Genomic DNA, 17,008 nt, shown 5'->3' on the forward strand with positions numbered 1-17,008 from the left:
GGGTCGCTTCGACGCGACATCGTGTCGCGACGAAGCTCTGGCGGACATCCTGTCCGCCTGCCCCCTGCGCGCGCCACTCCAGCCGGCGCTGCCAGGGGTTGAACGTCAACGGCTATTGGCTCGCTACGCCTCGCTGCTGGTCTTGAATTTAGAGCTGCCCAATGCAGTCCCCTCTCCCGCGTGCGGGAGAGAGTCCCGCCGAAGGCGGGGAGAGAGGGTCAGCCCGATAGAAAAACATGCTGGCCGATGCAAGCCGCCGGGCGCGGTAAAATCCAGCCCGTCACCTCCGAGAGGCTCGCCATGACCACCCCCGCAACCGACCGAGGCCGCAGCGCGATGCTCGGCATGCTGTCCGATTCGCTCGCGCTCAAGCAGCGCATGCTTGCGGATGTCCAGCTGCAGAACACGCTGCTCGACGTGGTCGATCTCTGCATCGAGTCGTTGCAGGCCGGCGGCAAGATCCTGATCGCGGGCAACGGCGGCAGCGCGGCCGATGCGCAGCACATCGCGGCCGAACTCGTCGCGCGCTTCGAGTTCGATCGCCCGGGGCTCGCGGCGATCGCATTGACCACCGATACCTCCGCGCTGACCGCGATCGGCAACGACTACGGCTACGAGCGACTGTTCTCGCGCCAAGTCGAATCGCTGGGCCGCGCGGGCGACGTGTTCATCGGGCTGAGCACTTCGGGCAATTCGAAGAACGTGCTCAAGGCGATGGAGATGGCGCGCAGCAAGCAGATTCATTGCGTGGCGATGTGCGGTGAGGGCGGGCGCATTCACGAACTCGCCGATCACGTGCTCGCTTCTCCGTCTTCGCATACGCCCCGCATCCAGGAGGGGCACGGCCTGATCGGCCACATCCTGTGCGCGCTGATCGAAGAGCGCCTGTTTGCGGCGGAATATCGCAGATAGCGCGAGCGGTTCGAGCCGCGCGTCCTTCGCAATGATCGAATCGAGCTCCGTTTGAATCCTTCATCGAATCGCTCTTCGCGTCTTCGGCGTTTCCTGCCGCGGTGTGCGCTGCTCGTGGCGATGCTGCTCGCGGCCTGCGGCGGTTCGCGCTCCGATGCTCACGAGTCGGCCGAAGCCTGGAAGGACTGGAACCGCTTCGCCGAGCATTACATCCAGGCCGATGGCCGTCTGATCGACTGGACCTTCGAGGAGAAGAGCACGTCCGAAGGCCAGTCCTACGCGCTGTTCTTCTCGCTGGTCGCCAACGACCGTGCGCGTTTCGACCAGGTGCTGCGCTGGACTTCGGAGAACCTCGCGGGCAATGCGCTCGGCGACAAGCTGCCGGCCTGGCATTGGGGCAGGAAGGACGATGGCAGCTGGGGCGTCAAGGACGGCAACTCGGCGGCCGACGGCGATCTGTGGACCGCGTATTCGCTGCTCGAAGCGGCGCGGCTCTGGAGTGCGCCCGAGTACGAGGCGATCGGCCGCAAGCTGCTCGCGCAGGTCGCCGCGCAGGAAGTGGTCATGGGCGTTGTGGGCGGGGCCGTGCTGTTGCCGGCGCCGTATGGTTTTCGCATCGGCGAGCAGCGTTTCAAGTTCGATCCGTGCTACGTGCCGCCGTTCCAGTTCCGCTACTTCGGCACCGTCGATCCGAAGGGACCGTGGTTGTCGATTCTCGACGGCTACATGACGCGCTCGGCGAAGATTTTCCACGCCGGTGTCGCGCCAGACCTGATCACGCTCGACGCCGGCGGCGGCGTCGAGGCCGATCCGGATCGGCCGACCGCGAGCTACGACGCGATCCGCGTCTACCTGTGGGCCGGTATGTCGGAGCGCGACGGTCCCGGGCAGTTGCAGCTGCTGCGCCCGTTCGCCGAGCTGATCCGCAAGAACGGCGTGCCGCCCGAGAAGGTCGATACGCGCACCGGCCAGGCGGTGCCGCAGGATTGGACGCCGAGCGGCTTCATGGCCGCGAGCCTGCCGTTTCTGCGGGCGCTCGGCGAAGACGATCTGCGCAAGCAGGTGCAGTCGCGCATGGAGCGCGAGCGCAGTCGCGCCTGGGCCATGAACAAGGCGAACTACTACGACGAGGTGCTCGTGCTGTTCGGTCTCGGCTGGATCGAGAAGCGCTTCCGCTTCGATCGGGAAGGGCGCCTGCAGCCGGCCTGGGCGAAGCAGCCCGCAGCAGGCTGAGCCCGGCCGGCTCGAAGCACCCGGGACGGCATCCGCTGGCTTGCGCTCGTCGCCAGGACGCGCAAAAAAAACCGGCTCAGCGCGTGGCGGCCAGCACGGTGTTGTGCATGAGCATGGTCACGGTCATCGGACCGACACCACCCGGGACCGGGGTGATGCGGGCGGCGCGCTGGCGCGCGACGTCGAACTCGACGTCGCCGCAGAGCTTGCCGTCGGGCAGCCGGTTGATGCCGATATCGACCACCGTCGCTCCCGGCGCGATCCAGTCGCCCTTGATGAAGCCCGGTTTGCCGACCGCGACGATGACGATCTCGGCGCGCGCGACCTCGTCGGCCAGGTCGCGAGTGAAGCGATGGCAGACCGTGGTGGTGGCGCCGGCGAGCAGCAGTTCGAGGCCCATCGGCCGGCCGACGTGGTTCGAGGCCCCGACGACGATTGCCCGGCGCCCGTAGAAGGTCTCGCCCGAGCGCCGCAGCATCTCGATCACCCCGAACGGCGTGCAGGGGCGCAGCACCGGTTGGCGCTGGGCCAGGCGGCCGAGGTTGTAGGGGTGGAAGCCGTCGACGTCCTTGTCGGGGCGGATCGCCTCGATGATGGCGGTCGAATCGATCTGCGCGGGCAGCGGCAGCTGGACCAGGATGCCATCCACTTCGGGATCGTTGTTCAGGCGCTCGATCTCGGCGAGCAGCTCGGCCTGGCTGATGCCGGAGCCGAATTCCAGCGGCAGGGAGCGAACGCCGATGCGCTCGCAGGCCAGGCGCTTGTTGCGCACGTAGACGTGTGAGGCCGGGTCGGCGCCGACCAGCAGCGTCGCCAGCGCCGGGGCGCGGCGGCCCGAGGCGGTGATTCCGGCCACGCGGCTGCGGAGCTCCTGCTGCAGGGTGTCGGCAATGGATTTGCCGTCGATGAGTTTCGCGCTCATGAGTCCGGAGTTCGGCTGCCTGCAGTGGCCAGATTGCGGGAGTAGATGATGCCCGTGCGGCGCCAATAAAAAAGCCGGCACTGGCCGGCTCTAATGGTACAGACAAGTGGTGGGCTGCCAGGGACTCGAACCCCGAACCTACTGATTAAGAGTCAGCTGCTCTACCATTGAGCTAGCAACCCACTTGTTGAAACTTGCCTCCACCCACTGATTGTGGGGTGACCGACGGGGCTCGAACCCGCGACAACCAGAATCACAATCTGGGACTCTACCAACTGAGCTACGGCCACCGCTGAGGGCGCGCATCATACCAAAACATTTTCGTAAAGAAAGGGGTTCGCGAAAGTTCGTGAGGGTTTTTGCGAGGCGCGGCCGGGTGCCGGGCCGCAGCGGGCGTCGCGAAAAGGGGTGGCTCCCGTCCGACCCCAGGAGCCACCAAAGCGCTCTGTACTCCGGGAGACGGAGAACGGGAGACGGCAGACGCAAAAACTGCATCCTGCTGCGGTCGAGGCGGCGCTCGCACCGCCTGCTTCGACGTCTCCCGTTCCGCGTCTCCCGGCCTCTCAAGCCTTCAGCACGCCCGATGCCTTCGCCACGTGGGTGGAGATCGCGTCCATCAGCGGAGGCGACAGGCAGTCGTAAGGCGTCAGCCCGAGTTCGGTGAGCCGGCTGCGGACCGCGCCCATGTTCGCCGGGTCGGCTCCCGATTCGATGATCGAGGAGACGAAGGCTGCAAAGGTCGGGGCCGACCAGCCCGACTCGGATGACAGCTCGGTGTGCACGAAGTCGAGACCGTAGAACGGATGGTTGGTGTTCTCGATGCGACCGTACAGGTGAACGCCGCAATCCTTGCAGGCGTGGCGCTGGATGGTGGCCTTGCTGTCGACGATCACGAGCTTGTCGGCGTTCTCGATGACTTCGACTTTATCGCGCGGCACCACCGCGACCACCGAGAACAGCGCGCCGGCCGGCTTCCAGCACTTGGTGCAGCCGCAGGCGTGGTTATGCGCGGTCTGCGAGGACAGCTTCACCTTGACCGGATTCTGCGTGCACTTGCAGCTCAGCGTGCCGCCGGTGAAGTTCGGCGAGGTCGGCTTGATGCCGTTGTCGATGGACGGGTGTAGCGAAAGGGCGCCCATGGCTCAGCGTCCCGAAAGATCGGCGTGAGCGCGCTCGGCGCGGGGTGCTCCTGAAATCATGGCAACTCCTCCAATGGATCGTCGTTTGAGTGATCACTTGAGCGATCACTGCGTGGATTGACTGCATTGCAGTCTCCCGGCGCCTGCTTTCGCCAGGGTCTTGCTCGATGGCCGGCACGGATGCGTGGAGGCGCGCACCCATGTCGATAGCATTGGCCGATCGAGCATGGATGCCTCTAGCTGGGCGTGAGCCCGGCTCCGGCGTGAGGGGGGTCGCCTTCCGCGCCCTGAAGCGAATCAAGGCGCTGGCCATGGCGAATCAGGCCGTGGCGATGCATTTTTCGGTAGAGCGTCTTGCGGCTCACGTGCAGGCGTACGGCTGCTTCGCTGACGTTCCAGCGACAGGCTTCGAGCGTGCGCAGCAGTGCGGCGCGTTCGGCGTCGGCGAGCACGTCATCGTCGTCTTCATCGTCCGCGTCGGCTTCGTGATTCAGGCGCGTGACGGCATGGGCTTCGATGCGGGCCTCGGCCGGTGCGCTCGCGCCGAGTAGCCAGCGCTCGTCGAAATCGGTCAGCGAGAGCTCGTCGGTTTCGCTCAGTGCGAGCAGGTTGCGGATCACGTTGCGCAACTGGCGCAGGTTGCCGGGCCAGCTGCAGCGTAGCAGCCGCTGCATCAGCGCATCGCCGATACGGATGCTGCGGTCGCCCGCTTCGAGCTTGATCAGCGCCTGCACCATCTCGGGCAAGTCCTGGCGCTTGCGCAGCGGCGGCATCGTCAGCGTGATGCCGTTGAGACGGTAGTAGAGATCGTCGCGGAACTGGCCGCGCGAGGTCATTTCGATGAGGTCGCAGTGCGTGGCGCTGATGATGCGGATGTCCACCGGAACCGGCTTGCTGCCGCCCAGCGGCATCACCTCTCGATCTTCGATCACGGTGAGCAGTCGAGCCTGCAGCGACAGCGGCATGTCGCCGATTTCGTCGAGGAACAGGGTGCCGCCGTTGGCCTGCAGGATGCGGCCCGAATGGCCTTGTCTGGCCGCGCCCGTGAACGCGCCGGGCTTGTAGCCGAACAGCTCGCTCTCGATCAGCAACTCCGGAATCGCGGCGCAGTTGACCGAGACGAACGGCTTGTCAGCGCGTTCGCTGGCCGCGTGAATGCTCTTGGCGAAAAAGCCCTTTCCGGTACCGGTTTCGCCGAGCAGCAGAATGGAAATGTCACGGTTCATCACCCGCCGCGCGACGTGATGGTTCGAAGCCACCACCGGATCGCGGGACGGCGTCGGATCGGTGTTCCTGAGCGTCAGCACGGGGCTGCCGCTCGGCCTGTTCGCGCCGAAATCGGAGGCCGGAGCCTGCACCACGCCGAACAGGCGCAAATGGCCCAGATGCGCCGCGATCGGCTCGGGCCTCATGCCGGGCCGCGAAGCGAGCTGCATCAGGGTGCCGAGACTCGTTTCGAGGACGCTGCCGATGTTCTCGCCGCAAAGCTCGCCATGTTCTCGATAGTTGAGCAGGTCGAGTGCCGCGCGATTGCAGCCGACGATCAGGCCGGCTTCGTCGAAGGCGATCACGCCTTCGCCGGGTGTGCTGACGAACTCCGGAAACGGATGGAAGCGCAGCGCGTGATACCCGCGCGCCGCTTCGAGCACCGCGCGGTTCTCGATGTTCTTGGCTGCGATCTCGACGAGCGCGAGCGTGTGCATCTGCGGCTCCGACGAGCTGCCCGAAATATCGAGCGCCGCGAGCAGCTTGCCCTGCATGTCGAAGATCGGCGCGGCGGTGCAGGTCAGCGCGGTGTTCTGCAGCAGGAAGTGCTCTGAGCGATGGATGATGATCGAGCGCCGCATCATCAGGCAGGTGCCCATGCCATTGGTGCCGAGTTCGCGCTCGCTCCAGACCGCGCCTTCGCGAAAGCCGCTGCGGCGCGCGGTATCGGCAAACGCCGGGTCGCCCGTGTAGCAGAGGATCACGCCGTCAGCGTCGGTCAGCATGATGCCGAATTCGGAATGCTGCATCTGTCGCGCAAGACCGAGCATCTCGATGCGTGCGATCTGCAGCATCGTGCCGAGGCGTTCGCGCCGGGCTTGCAGATCCACGCGTTCGACCACGATCGGCTGCTTGGTCTTGAGCGGATCGAGCGAGTAGTTGCCCAGACAGCGGCTCCACGAGTGGCGCACGCTCTGGTCGATGTCGATCGCGGTGGGCTGTCCTTTGACGGCCGATTGGATCAGGCGTGCATGGCCCGTTCCGTCCTGTCTCAGAACCATGATTTTCTCCTCCATCATGTGGTCCTCATGCAATCCTGCACGGGATCGGTCTTGCCGATGGAGAAAACCGCGCGATGCGGGTCTGCGGCCCGCTTCGGGTACGCGCGGCAGCACCATCGCTGCCGAGCGCTGAGACTACTGAACAATTGCGCCGCAGAAAAGCGGCCGGTAAGTGGCCGTTCCCTGAAAAATTCTTCATGAGCGCGCACGGCCCCGCGGCCGAAGCCGCGATGCATGAGTGCAGGGTCGTGCATGTTCACGAAACAGGCGCTCGATCAGTAGCGGATGACCGAGCGGATCACCTTGCCCTCGTGCATGAGATCGAAGGCTTTGTTGATCTCGTCGAGCGGCAGAACCTCGGTGATCATTTCGTCGATCTTGATCTCACCCTTGAGATAGAGATCGACGTAACCCGGCAACTGCGAGCGACCCTTGACGCCGCCGAAGGCCGAGCCGCGCCACACACGACCGGTGACGAGCTGGAAAGGACGCGTACTGATCTCCTGTCCGGCGCCCGCGACGCCGATGATGATCGACTCGCCCCAACCCTTGTGACAGCACTCGAGCGCCGAGCGCATGACGTTGACGTTGCCGATGCACTCGAACGAAAAATCCACGCCGCCATCGGTCAGATCGACGATGACCTGCTGGATCGGCGTATCCGGGTAATCCTTCGGGTTGACGAAATCGGTCGCGCCGAGCGCTTTGGCCATCTCCCACTTCGACGGATTCATGTCGACCGCGATGATGCGCCCGGCCTTGGCCATCACCGCGCCTTGCACGACCGAGAGTCCGATGCCGCCCAGGCCGAACACCGCGACACTGTTCCCGGGCTGCACCTTGGCGGTGTTGAGCACCGCGCCGATGCCGGTCGTGATGCCGCAACCGAGCAGACAGACTTTTTCGAGCGGCGCCTTCTGATTGATCCTGGCGACCGAAATCTCCGGCATCACCGTGTATTCGGAGAAGGTGCTCGTACCCATGTAATGCAAGATCGGCTTGCCCTTGTACGAGAAGCGCGAGCTTCCGTCGGGCATCAGGCCCTTGCCCTGCGTTACCCGAATCTTCTGGCACAGATTGGTCTTGCCCGACAGGCAGAACTTGCATTCGCCGCACTCGGGCGTATACAGCGGAATCACGTGATCGCCGGGCTTGACGCTGGTCACCCCCGGTCCGACCTCCTGCACGATGCCACCGCCCTCGTGGCCGAGAATCACCGGAAACAAGCCTTCGGGGTCGGCACCCGACAGCGTGAACGCATCGGTATGGCAGACGCCGGTCGCCACGATCTTGATCAACACTTCACCGGCCTTTGGCGGAGCCACATCGATCTCTTCGATCGACAGCGGCTTGCCGGCCTCCCAGGCGACTGCTGCTCTTGATTTCATGTCGTCTCCTCTTCGATGTGCTGGGCTTCTGCGACCTTTTGCTTCCGAAGCGCCGCCTTGTTCGGCATTCGATTCAGTTGGTGGCCGGCGCGTCTCCGTACTTCTTCGCCTCGCTGCCGCGATAGTTGGAGCGGATGAAGGTGATGATCTTCCACAGGTCGTCGCTGCTCTTGACGATGGCTCCGTGCGGCGGCATCGGTCCGACCACGTTCTCGCGGCCCTTGCGCGCGTAGCCGTCCTTCTGCAGTGCGTCGGTGCCTTCGGAGATCAGGCGGAACAAGGTGTCGTCGTCACCACCGTAGACCCAGGTTTCGTTCGACAGCGGAGGGCACATGCCGCCACCACCGGTTCCGCCGTGGCAGCCGTTGCAGCTCGTGCGCATGTAGAGCTTGCGGCCCTGTTCGACGATCTCCTTGTCGGTGTCCTGGTAGGGATTCTTGAGCTTGCCCTTGGGCGTCGCCTTGACGGTATCGAGCGGCTTTTCCGCGGCAGCGGAAGCGGGGGCGGCCGAAGCCTCGGCCGGGGCCGCAGCGGCACCATCGCCATCGGCGAGGACGTGGAAGGAAAATGCGCTCGTCAGCAGGGCCAGAGACGCGGACACCAGCTTGAAAGTGGTGCTGCCGAATACGGTGTTGCTCCTCATTGCGGGGTTCCTTTGTATGAAATGAAAGGTCTGGCTGATCCTGCTCAGACTTTGTCGTGCGTATCGGCAACCGAAGCGCCGGCTCTCGATGCTTTTTGCTGCAAGACCTCGACGACGTCGTCGTTGCCGCGCTCCTGCGCGATGCTCAACGCGGTGGCGCCGGCATCGTCGCGCGCATCGAGCTTGGCGCCCGCTGCGATCAGCGCCTTGGCGGCCTCGGCCCGGTTGCTCGCGGCCGCGATCATCAGCGCGGTGATGCCGGCTCCGTTGCGAGCTTCGACGTTGGCTCCGCCTGCGATCAGCGCTTGCACGATCGAGTCCCAGCCGCCGGCGGAGGCCAGCATGAGCGGCGTGTAGCGCGCGCCACCGACGGCGTGGTCGAGGTCCGCACCGGCCTTGACGAGCGCAGCCGCCGAATCGGATTTGCCGTACTGAGAGGCGATCGAGAGCGCGGTCATGCCGCGGCTGTTGCGCGCCTCGCGATCGGCACCCTTGCTCGCGAGCAGGTTCACCGCATGGGCGTTGTCGCGCCAGGATGCATGCATCAGCGGCGTCCATTGATCGCTGTCGCGCACCTCGATGTTCGCCTTGTGATCGAGCAGATAGGCGGTGATCTCGTCGAAGCGCATGCGTACCGCATTGTGCAGTGGAGCATAGCCTTCGCCGTCGAGCCGGTTGATGTCGGCCTGTGTCTGTTCGACCAGATAGCGCACGCGCACCAGATCGCCTGCGAGCGCCGCATTGGCGAGTTCGCGCGTCGGATCGGCGCCGTCCTTGAGCCACTGCTTGAGCTGGGCCAGCGTGGCGTCAGGACCGTAGCCCGCCGGCTGCGCCGCAGTCTGGTAGCGGTGCTCGAACCGGTAAGGACCGTGCGAGGGCAGGCTGCCCTGGATCACGCAGGCCTGGCACTGCACGAGTGGAACACCGTAGTCGTTCAGTATCCGCTCGATCTTGTCTCTGTTGTCCACGAGCGCCTGGTTGAGCCGCTGCTGCAGGCCCTTGTCGCCGCGACGGACCGCGAGCGCCATGTCGAATTCGAGCTGGCGGTCGTCGTCCATGAGATTGACCGGCTGCAGCGTGATGTCGGCCTTCTTGATGGTCTTGTAATAGCCCGCGAACGGGCCCCAGATCGCCGCCATGTCGAGCTTGCCGTCAACGACCTGCTGCACCTGATACGAAGGCTGGTTCTCGGGAACGCGGTCGCCGTCGTAGCTCAGGAAATGCGTGACCGTGTTGTTCTTGACGTCGCGCTGGCCCAGCGACTCGCGAATCGCCGAGGTCTGGTAGACGCCGATCTTGAGCTTCTTGAGCAGCGGGTCTTCGAGGCTGTTGACCTGATAGTGGCGATCGCTGCGATACGCGAGCACGAAGGCGCTCCTGTAGAGCGGCTGGGTGACGAGCACGCGCTCCATGTCGGTGGGCACGTCGAACATCACGTCGCAGGCGTTGGCGTCGAGCGTGCCACGCAGCAGTCCGCGTTCGATCGAGCTGCGCCAGTCATACGAAACGCCGGTGCCGAGTGCTTCGCCGAGCACTTCGGCGATCTTGTTCTGGTAGCCCTCGCCACGCTGGTTCGACAGCGGCATGTTGCCGGGGTCGGCGCAGACGCGCAGGCTGCGGATTTCTCCCGCTTGCGCGGGCAGGGTGAAGAGCGTCGCCACCGCTGCGAATGCAGCCAGGGCGAAGCCTGTGGAAACTCTTGCAGCGATGGTCGATGCGATCTTCTCGTGTCGATTCACGATGATCTCCTTGCGCTGTTGGAACCTCTGGCCGGGATGCTCGTGTCCGCGGCGGAACACGAGCATCCGGCGTTTATTGGCGGTCTATCCGCCTTGTGTGTGCATCTGCAGCGATCAGTTCACGCGGAAGGTATAGAGCGTGCCGCCCTGCGGAATCTTGTCGAGGTTGGCCGCCTTGGTCATGGCGGTTGCACCGATGGCGCCGAACTTGTCTTCGAGATCGAGACCCGCGGTCACCGGCAGGCCGATCCAGCCGCCGATGCCGGACCACACCGACACGTACTGCTTGCCGCCCACCTTGTAGGTGATCGGGTTGCCGATGATTCCGGAGCCGAGCTTGCGCGACCACAGCACCTTGCCGGTCTTGCGATCGACGGCGCGGAAGTCGCCGCCGAGGCTGCCGTAGAAGGCCAGGCCGCCATCGGTGACGAGCGCGCCGCTCCAGTTCGGATACTGATCCGGAATCTCCCAGACGGTCTCGCCGGTCAGCACATTGAACTTCTTGAACTTGCCGGTGGTGCCGGGCTTTTCGGGATACATGAAGACGTTCGCGAACACGTACACGGTGCCCTGCTGCGTGTGCGAGCGCTCCTGCGGTTCCAGTTCCATGCACCAGTTGTTGGTCGGGCAGTAGGCGACGCCGGGTTCGTTCGGATCGAGCGCGCAGGGCTGCTGATCCTTGCCGCCCATGGCGGACGGGCAGGCCTGCACGTTGTTTTCGAGGCCGAACGGAGAGTGCTCCTTGACCTTGACCGGACGGCCGGTCTTCATGTCGATCTTCTCGGCCCAGTTCGCGGTGACGAACTTGTTGGCGCGCAGCAGCGTGCCATCGGTGCGGTCGAGCACGTAGGCGAAGCCGTTGCGATCGAAATGCACGAGCACCTTGCGCTTCTTGCCGTCGATGGTCCAGTCGGCCAGCATGTTCTCGTTGATGCCGTCGTAGTCCCACTGGTCGAACGGCGTCATCTGGTAGGCCCACACCGCTTCGCCCGTATCGATCTTGCGCGCGAAGATCGTCATCGACCACTTGTTGTCCTGCTTGCCGGTGTTGCACTCCTCGTGCGTCTTGAACGAGCAGCGATAGAACGGGCTCCACAGGCCGGGGTTGCCGGTCGAGTGATAGACGAGCTTGAGTTCCGGGTCGTAGCTGTAGAAGCCCCAGCTGGTTCCACCACCGCGCTGCCATTCGTCACCCGGATAGCTCTTGATCGAAGCGTCCGTGGTGCCGTAATGCGGGTTGGCCTTGTTGGTGTTCTTGGTGATGCAGATGTCCTTGTCGGTGCCGGTGGAGCTGCACTCCCAAAGCTTCTTGCCGTCCTTGATGTTGTAGGCGGTGAAGCGGCCACGAGCGGCGAATTCGTTGCCGCCGAAGCCGATCAGCACCTTGTCCTCGGCGATCAGCGGAGCCGGCGTGATGGTCTCGCCCTTGTCCGGGTGCGCGTGCTTGACGACCCAGGCTTCCTTGCCGGTCTTGGCATCGAGCGCGATCAGAAAGCCGTCGAGCGTGCCGAAGATGACCTTGCCCTGCGCATAGGCCAGCCCGCGATTGACGGTATCGCAGCAGGCGCGCGGAACCGCGGATTCGTCGCGGTCGGACTCCTTCACGTATTTCCAGATCGCCTTGGGATTGTCCGGGTCGGACAGGTCGAGCGCCTGCACGATATTCGGCCAGCCGCTGATCATGTACATCATCGGCTTGCCGTCGTCGGTGATCACGAGCGGCTGGCCTTCGTGGCCGCGCAGCGTGCCGCTGGATTGCGACCAGACCATCTGCAATTTATCGACGTTGCCGGTGTTGATGTCGGCCAGCTTGCTATGTCGCGTCGATGCGAGATCGCCGCTGGGCGATGCCCAGTTCGCCGGGTCGCCCTGGCGCTTGATGATCTCCGAATTCCCCGTCGCACTTCCGCAGGCCGCCCCCAAAATCAAGGCGGCACAGACCAGCCTGAATCTCTGGACATTCATGTGCTTACTCCTCGCTACGCGTGTGTGTCGTTCTGTTCTGGTTCGCCCGTCTCCGTTGCGGAGGCGGGCGCCGTTTCCGTTCTTGTGAGTCAAGGTCGAACGGTTCGCGATAGAAGGAGCAGTGGTCGTGCCAGCCTGGGCACTGCTTATATGTATTTAAAAATCAATTATTTGGGGCTGCCATGTTTTGCTGCGCCGCGGCAGGCGGGTGTGCGCGGGTCGCCTGCGCCACGGCCCTTGTGTCGCATGTGACCCATCGGAGCGAGAGCCGACGGCCGCGGCTGCGAATCGCAGGCACAAAAAAAGCCGCAGCCCGGAAGATCGCTTCGGGGCTGCGGCGGGTAGCGGCAAACGCCGGATCGGCGTTGCGGCGCGGTGGCGTGTGGCTGTCGCCTACAGTTTGACTTCGCTGATCTGCAGGATCGGCTGCACGTTCGTGTAGTTCGGAATGTCCGCCATGATCTCGGGCGCGTGCGGGCCGAAATGGGTCTGGAAGGATTCGACCGAATCGAAGTACAGATGGCACAGCGCGACGAACGGCGGCTCGCTGCCCGGTGCGCCACCCGACAGGCCCAGTTCGCCGTCGACCTTGCGCAGCGCGGCGCCGACCTTCCGCTGCACGAGCGGAAGATGCTTTTCGAAGTAATAGGTGGCGTCGAACTTCGTGTCCTTGCCGCCCGGGTACAGCACGTTCACCTTGATCATCTGCGCTCCTCGATTGTTGATTTGTTGCTGGACTGCTTGATGGGACCGAACGCGGTCGCCCGCTACGGTAGCCGTAGTCCGTGCCTCGCACAAACGGAAAAAATCCCGGCCGTCGATCGGGACTTTCGATCGTGCAACAAGTGTTGCAGCGCGCGCCCGCTCAGTGCACGGCCGCTCGCAGATCGCCCTGGTCATAGCGCGCCGCCATCGTGTCGAGCGCGAGTGGGCGGATTCTTGAGGCGTGCCCGGCACTGCCGAAAGCCTCGAAGCGCAGCCTGCAGACGTCCCGGGCCGCGGAGGTCGCTGCCTTCAGAAAAGCCCGCGGATCGAACTCGTCGGGCTTTTGCCCCATCTTCTGCCGCATCGCGCCCGTCATGGCGAGCCGGATATCGGTATCGATGTTGACCTTGCGCACGCCGTGGCGGATGCCCAGGCGTATCTCCTCCACCGGGACGCCGTAGGTTTCCTTGATCCGGCCGCCGAATTCGCGAATCACCGTGAGCCATTCCTGCGGCACGCTCGACGAGCCGTGCATGACCAGATGCGTGTTCGGAATGCGCGCGTGGATTGCCTTGACGCGGTCGATCGCGAGGATCTCGCCGGTCGGAGGCCGCGTGAACTTGTAGGCTCCGTGGCTCGTGCCGATGGCGATCGCGAGCGCATCGACGCCGGTCGCCGCGACGAACTCGGCGGCCTGCCCAGGGTCGGTCAGCAGCTGCGAATGATCGAGCACGCCGGCCGCGCCGACGCCGTCCTCTTCCCCGGCTTCGCCGGTCTCCAGCGAGCCCAGGCAGCCGAGTTCGCCCTCCACCGACACGCCGACCGCGTGCGCCATCTCGGCGACCTTGCTCGTGACCTTGACGTTGTAGTCGTAGCTCGCCGGCGTCTTCATGTCTTCGCGCAGCGAGCCGTCCATCATCACGCTCGAAAAGCCGCTGCGGATCGACGCCTGGCACACCGCAGGCGAGGCGCCGTGATCCTGGTGCATGCAGATCGGAAGATGCGGGTAGCTCTCGACCGCGGCCTCGACGAGACGACGCAGGAAGGCTTCCCCGGCGTACTTTCGCGCCCCGGCGCTGGCCTGCAGGATCACCGGACTGTCGCATGCGTCGGCGGCCTGCATGATCGCCTGGATCTGCTCGAGATTGTTGACGTTAAACGCGGGCAATCCGTAGTCGTGCTCGGCGGCGTGATCCAGAAGCTGGCGCAGCGATATCAAGGCCATGATGCGGTTTCCTCGTGTTGTATCGGAGAGTCGGTCGAGCCGGCATCGCAGCCCTGTGCGGCGCGGGCAACCGAGGACAAATCGTCGATGAGCCGGTCGGGCGCGCAATCGCGAATCGGCACGCCGCCGTTGTAGCCGTAAGGCACCACCCAGCAGCGTACGCCCGAGTTGCGGCCGGTGATGATGTCGATCGTCGAATCGCCGACCAGCAGGGCTCGCCGTGGTTCGACCCCATGCTCGCGCAGGCAATGCATGACCGGCAACGGATCGGGCTTGCGCGCAGTCAGCGTGTCGCCGGCGATCACCGGATCGAAGAAATCCTGCAACTGGTGGCGTTCGAGCACGAGGCGGGCGAAGCGGGTTTCCTTGTTCGTGAGCACGGCAAGGCCGATGCCCAGATCGAGCAAGATCTGCAAGGTTTCGCGCACTTGCGGGAACACGCGGCTGTGCTGGCCGCAGCGCTGTGCATGAAAGCGCGAGAACACCTCCATCAGCGAATCGCCGCCGGCGCAGCGACGTACCGCGTCGAGCGATGCGCCGCTGGCGTGCGAATACGCATGAACCATCAGCTCGCGGCTGCCGTGGCCGATCCAGTTTCGAAGCTGCGCATGCGGCAGCGGTGCGTAGCCGATCGATTCGAGCACGTCGTTGGCGGTGTTGGCGATGTCGGTCGCGGTATCGACGAGCGTGCCGTCGAGATCGAACATCACGAGATCGAACATGTGATTTCCCCTGGCTCCGCCGATGTGGTGGCGTGCGGTTTCATTGATTCGGCGAACTAGTTGCAGGACAGCACGATCTCGAAGTCCTCGACCGGCGCGCGGGGATGGGCCTTGGCGTGTTCGAGCACCAACTCGTGTGCGCTCGTGGCGACGTCGCCCGCGGTGAGCTTGAACCACCGATAAAGCTCGGCCGCCGGTGCGGATTCACCGAAGCGATCGACGCCCATCACCGCGCCGCAGCGACCGACGTACTTGCGCCAGAAATCCGGATGCCCGGCCTCGATCGCGAGCGCCGGAAGCTCGGGCGGCAACACGCGACGGCGGTAGTCCGCGCTCTGGCGATCGAAGCGGCTCGTGCACGGCATCGACACCAGCCGCGAGCCCACGCCCTGTTCGAACAGCAGCTGCTGTGCCGCGCTGGCGATGCCGACTTCGGAGCCGGTGGCCATCAGCAGCACGCGCGCGGTGCCGAGCTCGCGGAGCACGTAGCCGCCACGCGCGATCGAGTCGGCCGCGTCGCCTGCATGTTCGAGCACGGCGGTGTTCTGACGCGACAGCAGCAGGGCGCTCGGCGCCTGGCGTTGCTCGATCGCACAGCGCCAGGCCACCGCGGTTTCGACCGCGTCGGCCGGACGCCAGACATCGAGCCCCGGAATCAGCCTCAGCGAAGCCGCGTGCTCGACCGATTGATGTGTCGGCCCGTCTTCGCCGAGGCCGATCGAGTCGTGCGTGAAGACGTGGATCACGCGCAGCTTCATGAGCGCGGCCATGCGCACGGCATTGCGGCTGTAGTCGCTGAAGGTCAGGAAGGTGCCGCCGTACGGAATGTATCCTCCGTGCAGCGCGATGCCGTTCATGGCCGCGGCCATGCCGAATTCGCGCACGCCGTAGTGCAGATAGTTGCCGGCATGGTCGCGCGTGAGCGAACGGCTGCCCTTGAACTGCGTGAGGTTCGAGCCGGTGAGGTCGGCCGAGCCACCGAGCAGCTCGGGCAGATGAGGGCCGAGCGCATCGAGCGCCTGCTGCGAGGCCTTGCGCGTCGCGGTTTCGGTCGTCGCGGCCAGCTGGCGATCGAGCAGGGCCTGCACCTGATGCCCGAAATCTTCGGGCAGCTCGCCGCGCTGGCGGCGCATGAAGTCTTTCGCAAGCTCCGGATGGCTTTTCTCGTAGCGTGCGAACAGCCGCTGCCACTGCGTCCGGGCATCGGCGCCTCGTTCACGAGCGTCCCAGGCCCGCCGCAGGTCGTCCGGTATTTCGAACGCCGCATGCGGCCAGCGCAGTTGCCCGCGCGTCTGCGCGATCTCGTCGGCCCCGAGCGGCGCTCCGTGCACGGCCTCGGTTCCGGCCTTGTTCGGCGAACCCCGGCCGATGATCGTGCGACAGCAGATCAGCGTCGGCTTGCCGTTCGCATCGCCGGCTTGTGAGCGCGCCTGCCGCAGGGCCGCATCGATGGCGTCCGGATCGTGGCCATCGACATCGGCGATCACGTTCCAGCCGTAAGCCTCGAAGCGGCCCTGCGTGTCGTCGTTGAACCAGCCGTCGACTTCGCCGTCGATCGAGATGCCGTTGTCGTCGTAGACCGCGATCAGCTTGGAAAGCCTGAGCGTGCCGGCGAGCGAGCAGGCCTCGTGGCTGATGCCTTCCATCAGGCAGCCGTCGCCGACGAAGACGTAGGTGTGATGGTCGACGATGGCCAGGCCCGGACGATTGAATTCGGCCGCGAGCAGCTTTTCGGCGAGCGCCATGCCGACCGCGTTGCCGAGCCCTTGCCCGAGTGGCCCGGTGGTGGTTTCGACCCCGGGCGTGATGCCCACCTCGGGATGCCCGGGCGTCTTCGAATGCAGCTGGCGAAAGCGCATGAGCTCGCTGATCGGCAAGTCGTATCCGCTCAGGTGCAACAGCGCGTAGAGCAGCATCGAAGCATGGCCGTTCGACAGCACGAAGCGATCGCGATCGGGCCACTGCGGCTCGCCCGGGTCGTGCTTGAGATGCCGGGTCCACAGCGCTTGCGCGATGTCGGCCATGCCCATCGGGGCGCCCGGATGTCCGGAGCGGGCACGCTCGATCGCATCGACGGTGAGCAGGCGCAAGGCATTGGCCATGCGAGTCTGCAATGCGATGTCGTTCATCGTCTTTCTCCTGGTGTGG

Annotated in this window: 13 protein-coding genes and 2 tRNA genes; 2 read left to right on the forward strand and 13 right to left on the reverse strand. The window is 64.9% G+C overall.

What is annotated here, in order from left to right; translation table 11 throughout:
- Positions 1–300: 300 nt before the first annotated feature.
- Positions 301–912, forward strand: a complete 612-nt coding sequence (locus tag WQQ_RS16545) for a D-sedoheptulose 7-phosphate isomerase (protein ID WP_272942422.1) — start codon at positions 301–303, stop codon at positions 910–912.
- Between the two features lie 120 nt (positions 913–1,032).
- Positions 1,033–2,145 (forward strand): cellulose synthase complex periplasmic endoglucanase BcsZ, encoded by a 1,113-nt coding sequence (bcsZ, locus tag WQQ_RS16550; RefSeq protein ID WP_040454759.1) that lies wholly within the window; start codon positions 1,033–1,035, stop codon positions 2,143–2,145.
- Positions 2,146–2,221: 76 nt separating this feature from the next.
- Here the strand turns inward: bcsZ and folD are convergent, their stop codons facing one another.
- From folD to tkt, 13 genes are all read right to left on the reverse strand, one after another.
- Entirely contained in the window at positions 2,222–3,067 is an 846-nt protein-coding gene (gene folD, locus WQQ_RS16555; RefSeq protein WP_007186387.1) for a bifunctional methylenetetrahydrofolate dehydrogenase/methenyltetrahydrofolate cyclohydrolase FolD, read from the reverse strand.
- Positions 3,068–3,174: 107 nt separating this feature from the next.
- Positions 3,175–3,249, reverse strand: a tRNA-Lys gene (locus tag WQQ_RS16560).
- A gap of 32 nt (positions 3,250–3,281) precedes the next feature.
- A tRNA-His gene (locus WQQ_RS16565) sits at positions 3,282–3,357 on the reverse strand.
- Positions 3,358–3,630: 273 nt separating this feature from the next.
- Complete coding sequence (gfa, locus tag WQQ_RS16570; RefSeq protein ID WP_007186388.1) at positions 3,631–4,206, reverse strand: S-(hydroxymethyl)glutathione synthase; 576 nt, start codon at positions 4,204–4,206, stop codon at positions 3,631–3,633.
- A 236-nt stretch (positions 4,207–4,442) separates the two neighbouring features.
- Entirely contained in the window at positions 4,443–6,473 is a 2,031-nt protein-coding gene (locus WQQ_RS16575) for a sigma-54-dependent Fis family transcriptional regulator (protein ID WP_192812988.1), read from the reverse strand.
- Between the two features lie 275 nt (positions 6,474–6,748).
- A complete protein-coding gene (locus WQQ_RS16580; RefSeq protein WP_007186390.1) occupies positions 6,749–7,861 on the reverse strand; it encodes an S-(hydroxymethyl)glutathione dehydrogenase/class III alcohol dehydrogenase in 1,113 nt (370 codons plus the stop codon).
- A 73-nt stretch (positions 7,862–7,934) separates the two neighbouring features.
- Positions 7,935–8,504: a c-type cytochrome gene (locus tag WQQ_RS16585; protein ID WP_007186391.1), complete on the reverse strand. Its 570-nt coding sequence runs from the start codon at positions 8,502–8,504 to the stop codon at positions 7,935–7,937.
- 44 nt (positions 8,505–8,548) lie between these two features.
- A complete protein-coding gene (locus WQQ_RS16590; protein WP_007186392.1) occupies positions 8,549–10,243 on the reverse strand; it encodes a quinoprotein dehydrogenase-associated putative ABC transporter substrate-binding protein in 1,695 nt (564 codons plus the stop codon).
- Positions 10,244–10,357: 114 nt separating this feature from the next.
- Positions 10,358–12,208, reverse strand: coding sequence for a PQQ-dependent dehydrogenase, methanol/ethanol family (locus tag WQQ_RS16595; protein ID WP_007186393.1), 1,851 nt, complete (start codon positions 12,206–12,208; stop codon positions 10,358–10,360).
- Positions 12,209–12,601: 393 nt separating this feature from the next.
- Positions 12,602–12,913 (reverse strand): EthD family reductase, encoded by a 312-nt coding sequence (locus WQQ_RS16600; protein ID WP_007186395.1) that lies wholly within the window; start codon positions 12,911–12,913, stop codon positions 12,602–12,604.
- Between the two features lie 160 nt (positions 12,914–13,073).
- Positions 13,074–14,138 (reverse strand): class II fructose-bisphosphate aldolase, encoded by a 1,065-nt coding sequence (fba, locus tag WQQ_RS16605; protein WP_007186396.1) that lies wholly within the window; start codon positions 14,136–14,138, stop codon positions 13,074–13,076.
- Complete coding sequence (locus WQQ_RS16610; protein ID WP_007186397.1) at positions 14,129–14,860, reverse strand: HAD-IA family hydrolase; 732 nt, start codon at positions 14,858–14,860, stop codon at positions 14,129–14,131. Before WQQ_RS16610 ends, fba begins: the two co-directional genes overlap by 10 nt.
- 56 nt (positions 14,861–14,916) lie before the next feature.
- On the reverse strand, positions 14,917–16,989 hold the full coding sequence (tkt, locus tag WQQ_RS16615; protein WP_007186398.1) for a transketolase: 2,073 nt from the start codon (positions 16,987–16,989) through the stop codon (positions 14,917–14,919).
- Positions 16,990–17,008 lie beyond the last annotated feature (19 nt).

The sequence above is a fragment of the Hydrocarboniphaga effusa AP103 genome (assembly GCF_000271305.1).
Lineage (GTDB): Bacteria > Pseudomonadota > Gammaproteobacteria > Nevskiales > Nevskiaceae > Hydrocarboniphaga > Hydrocarboniphaga effusa.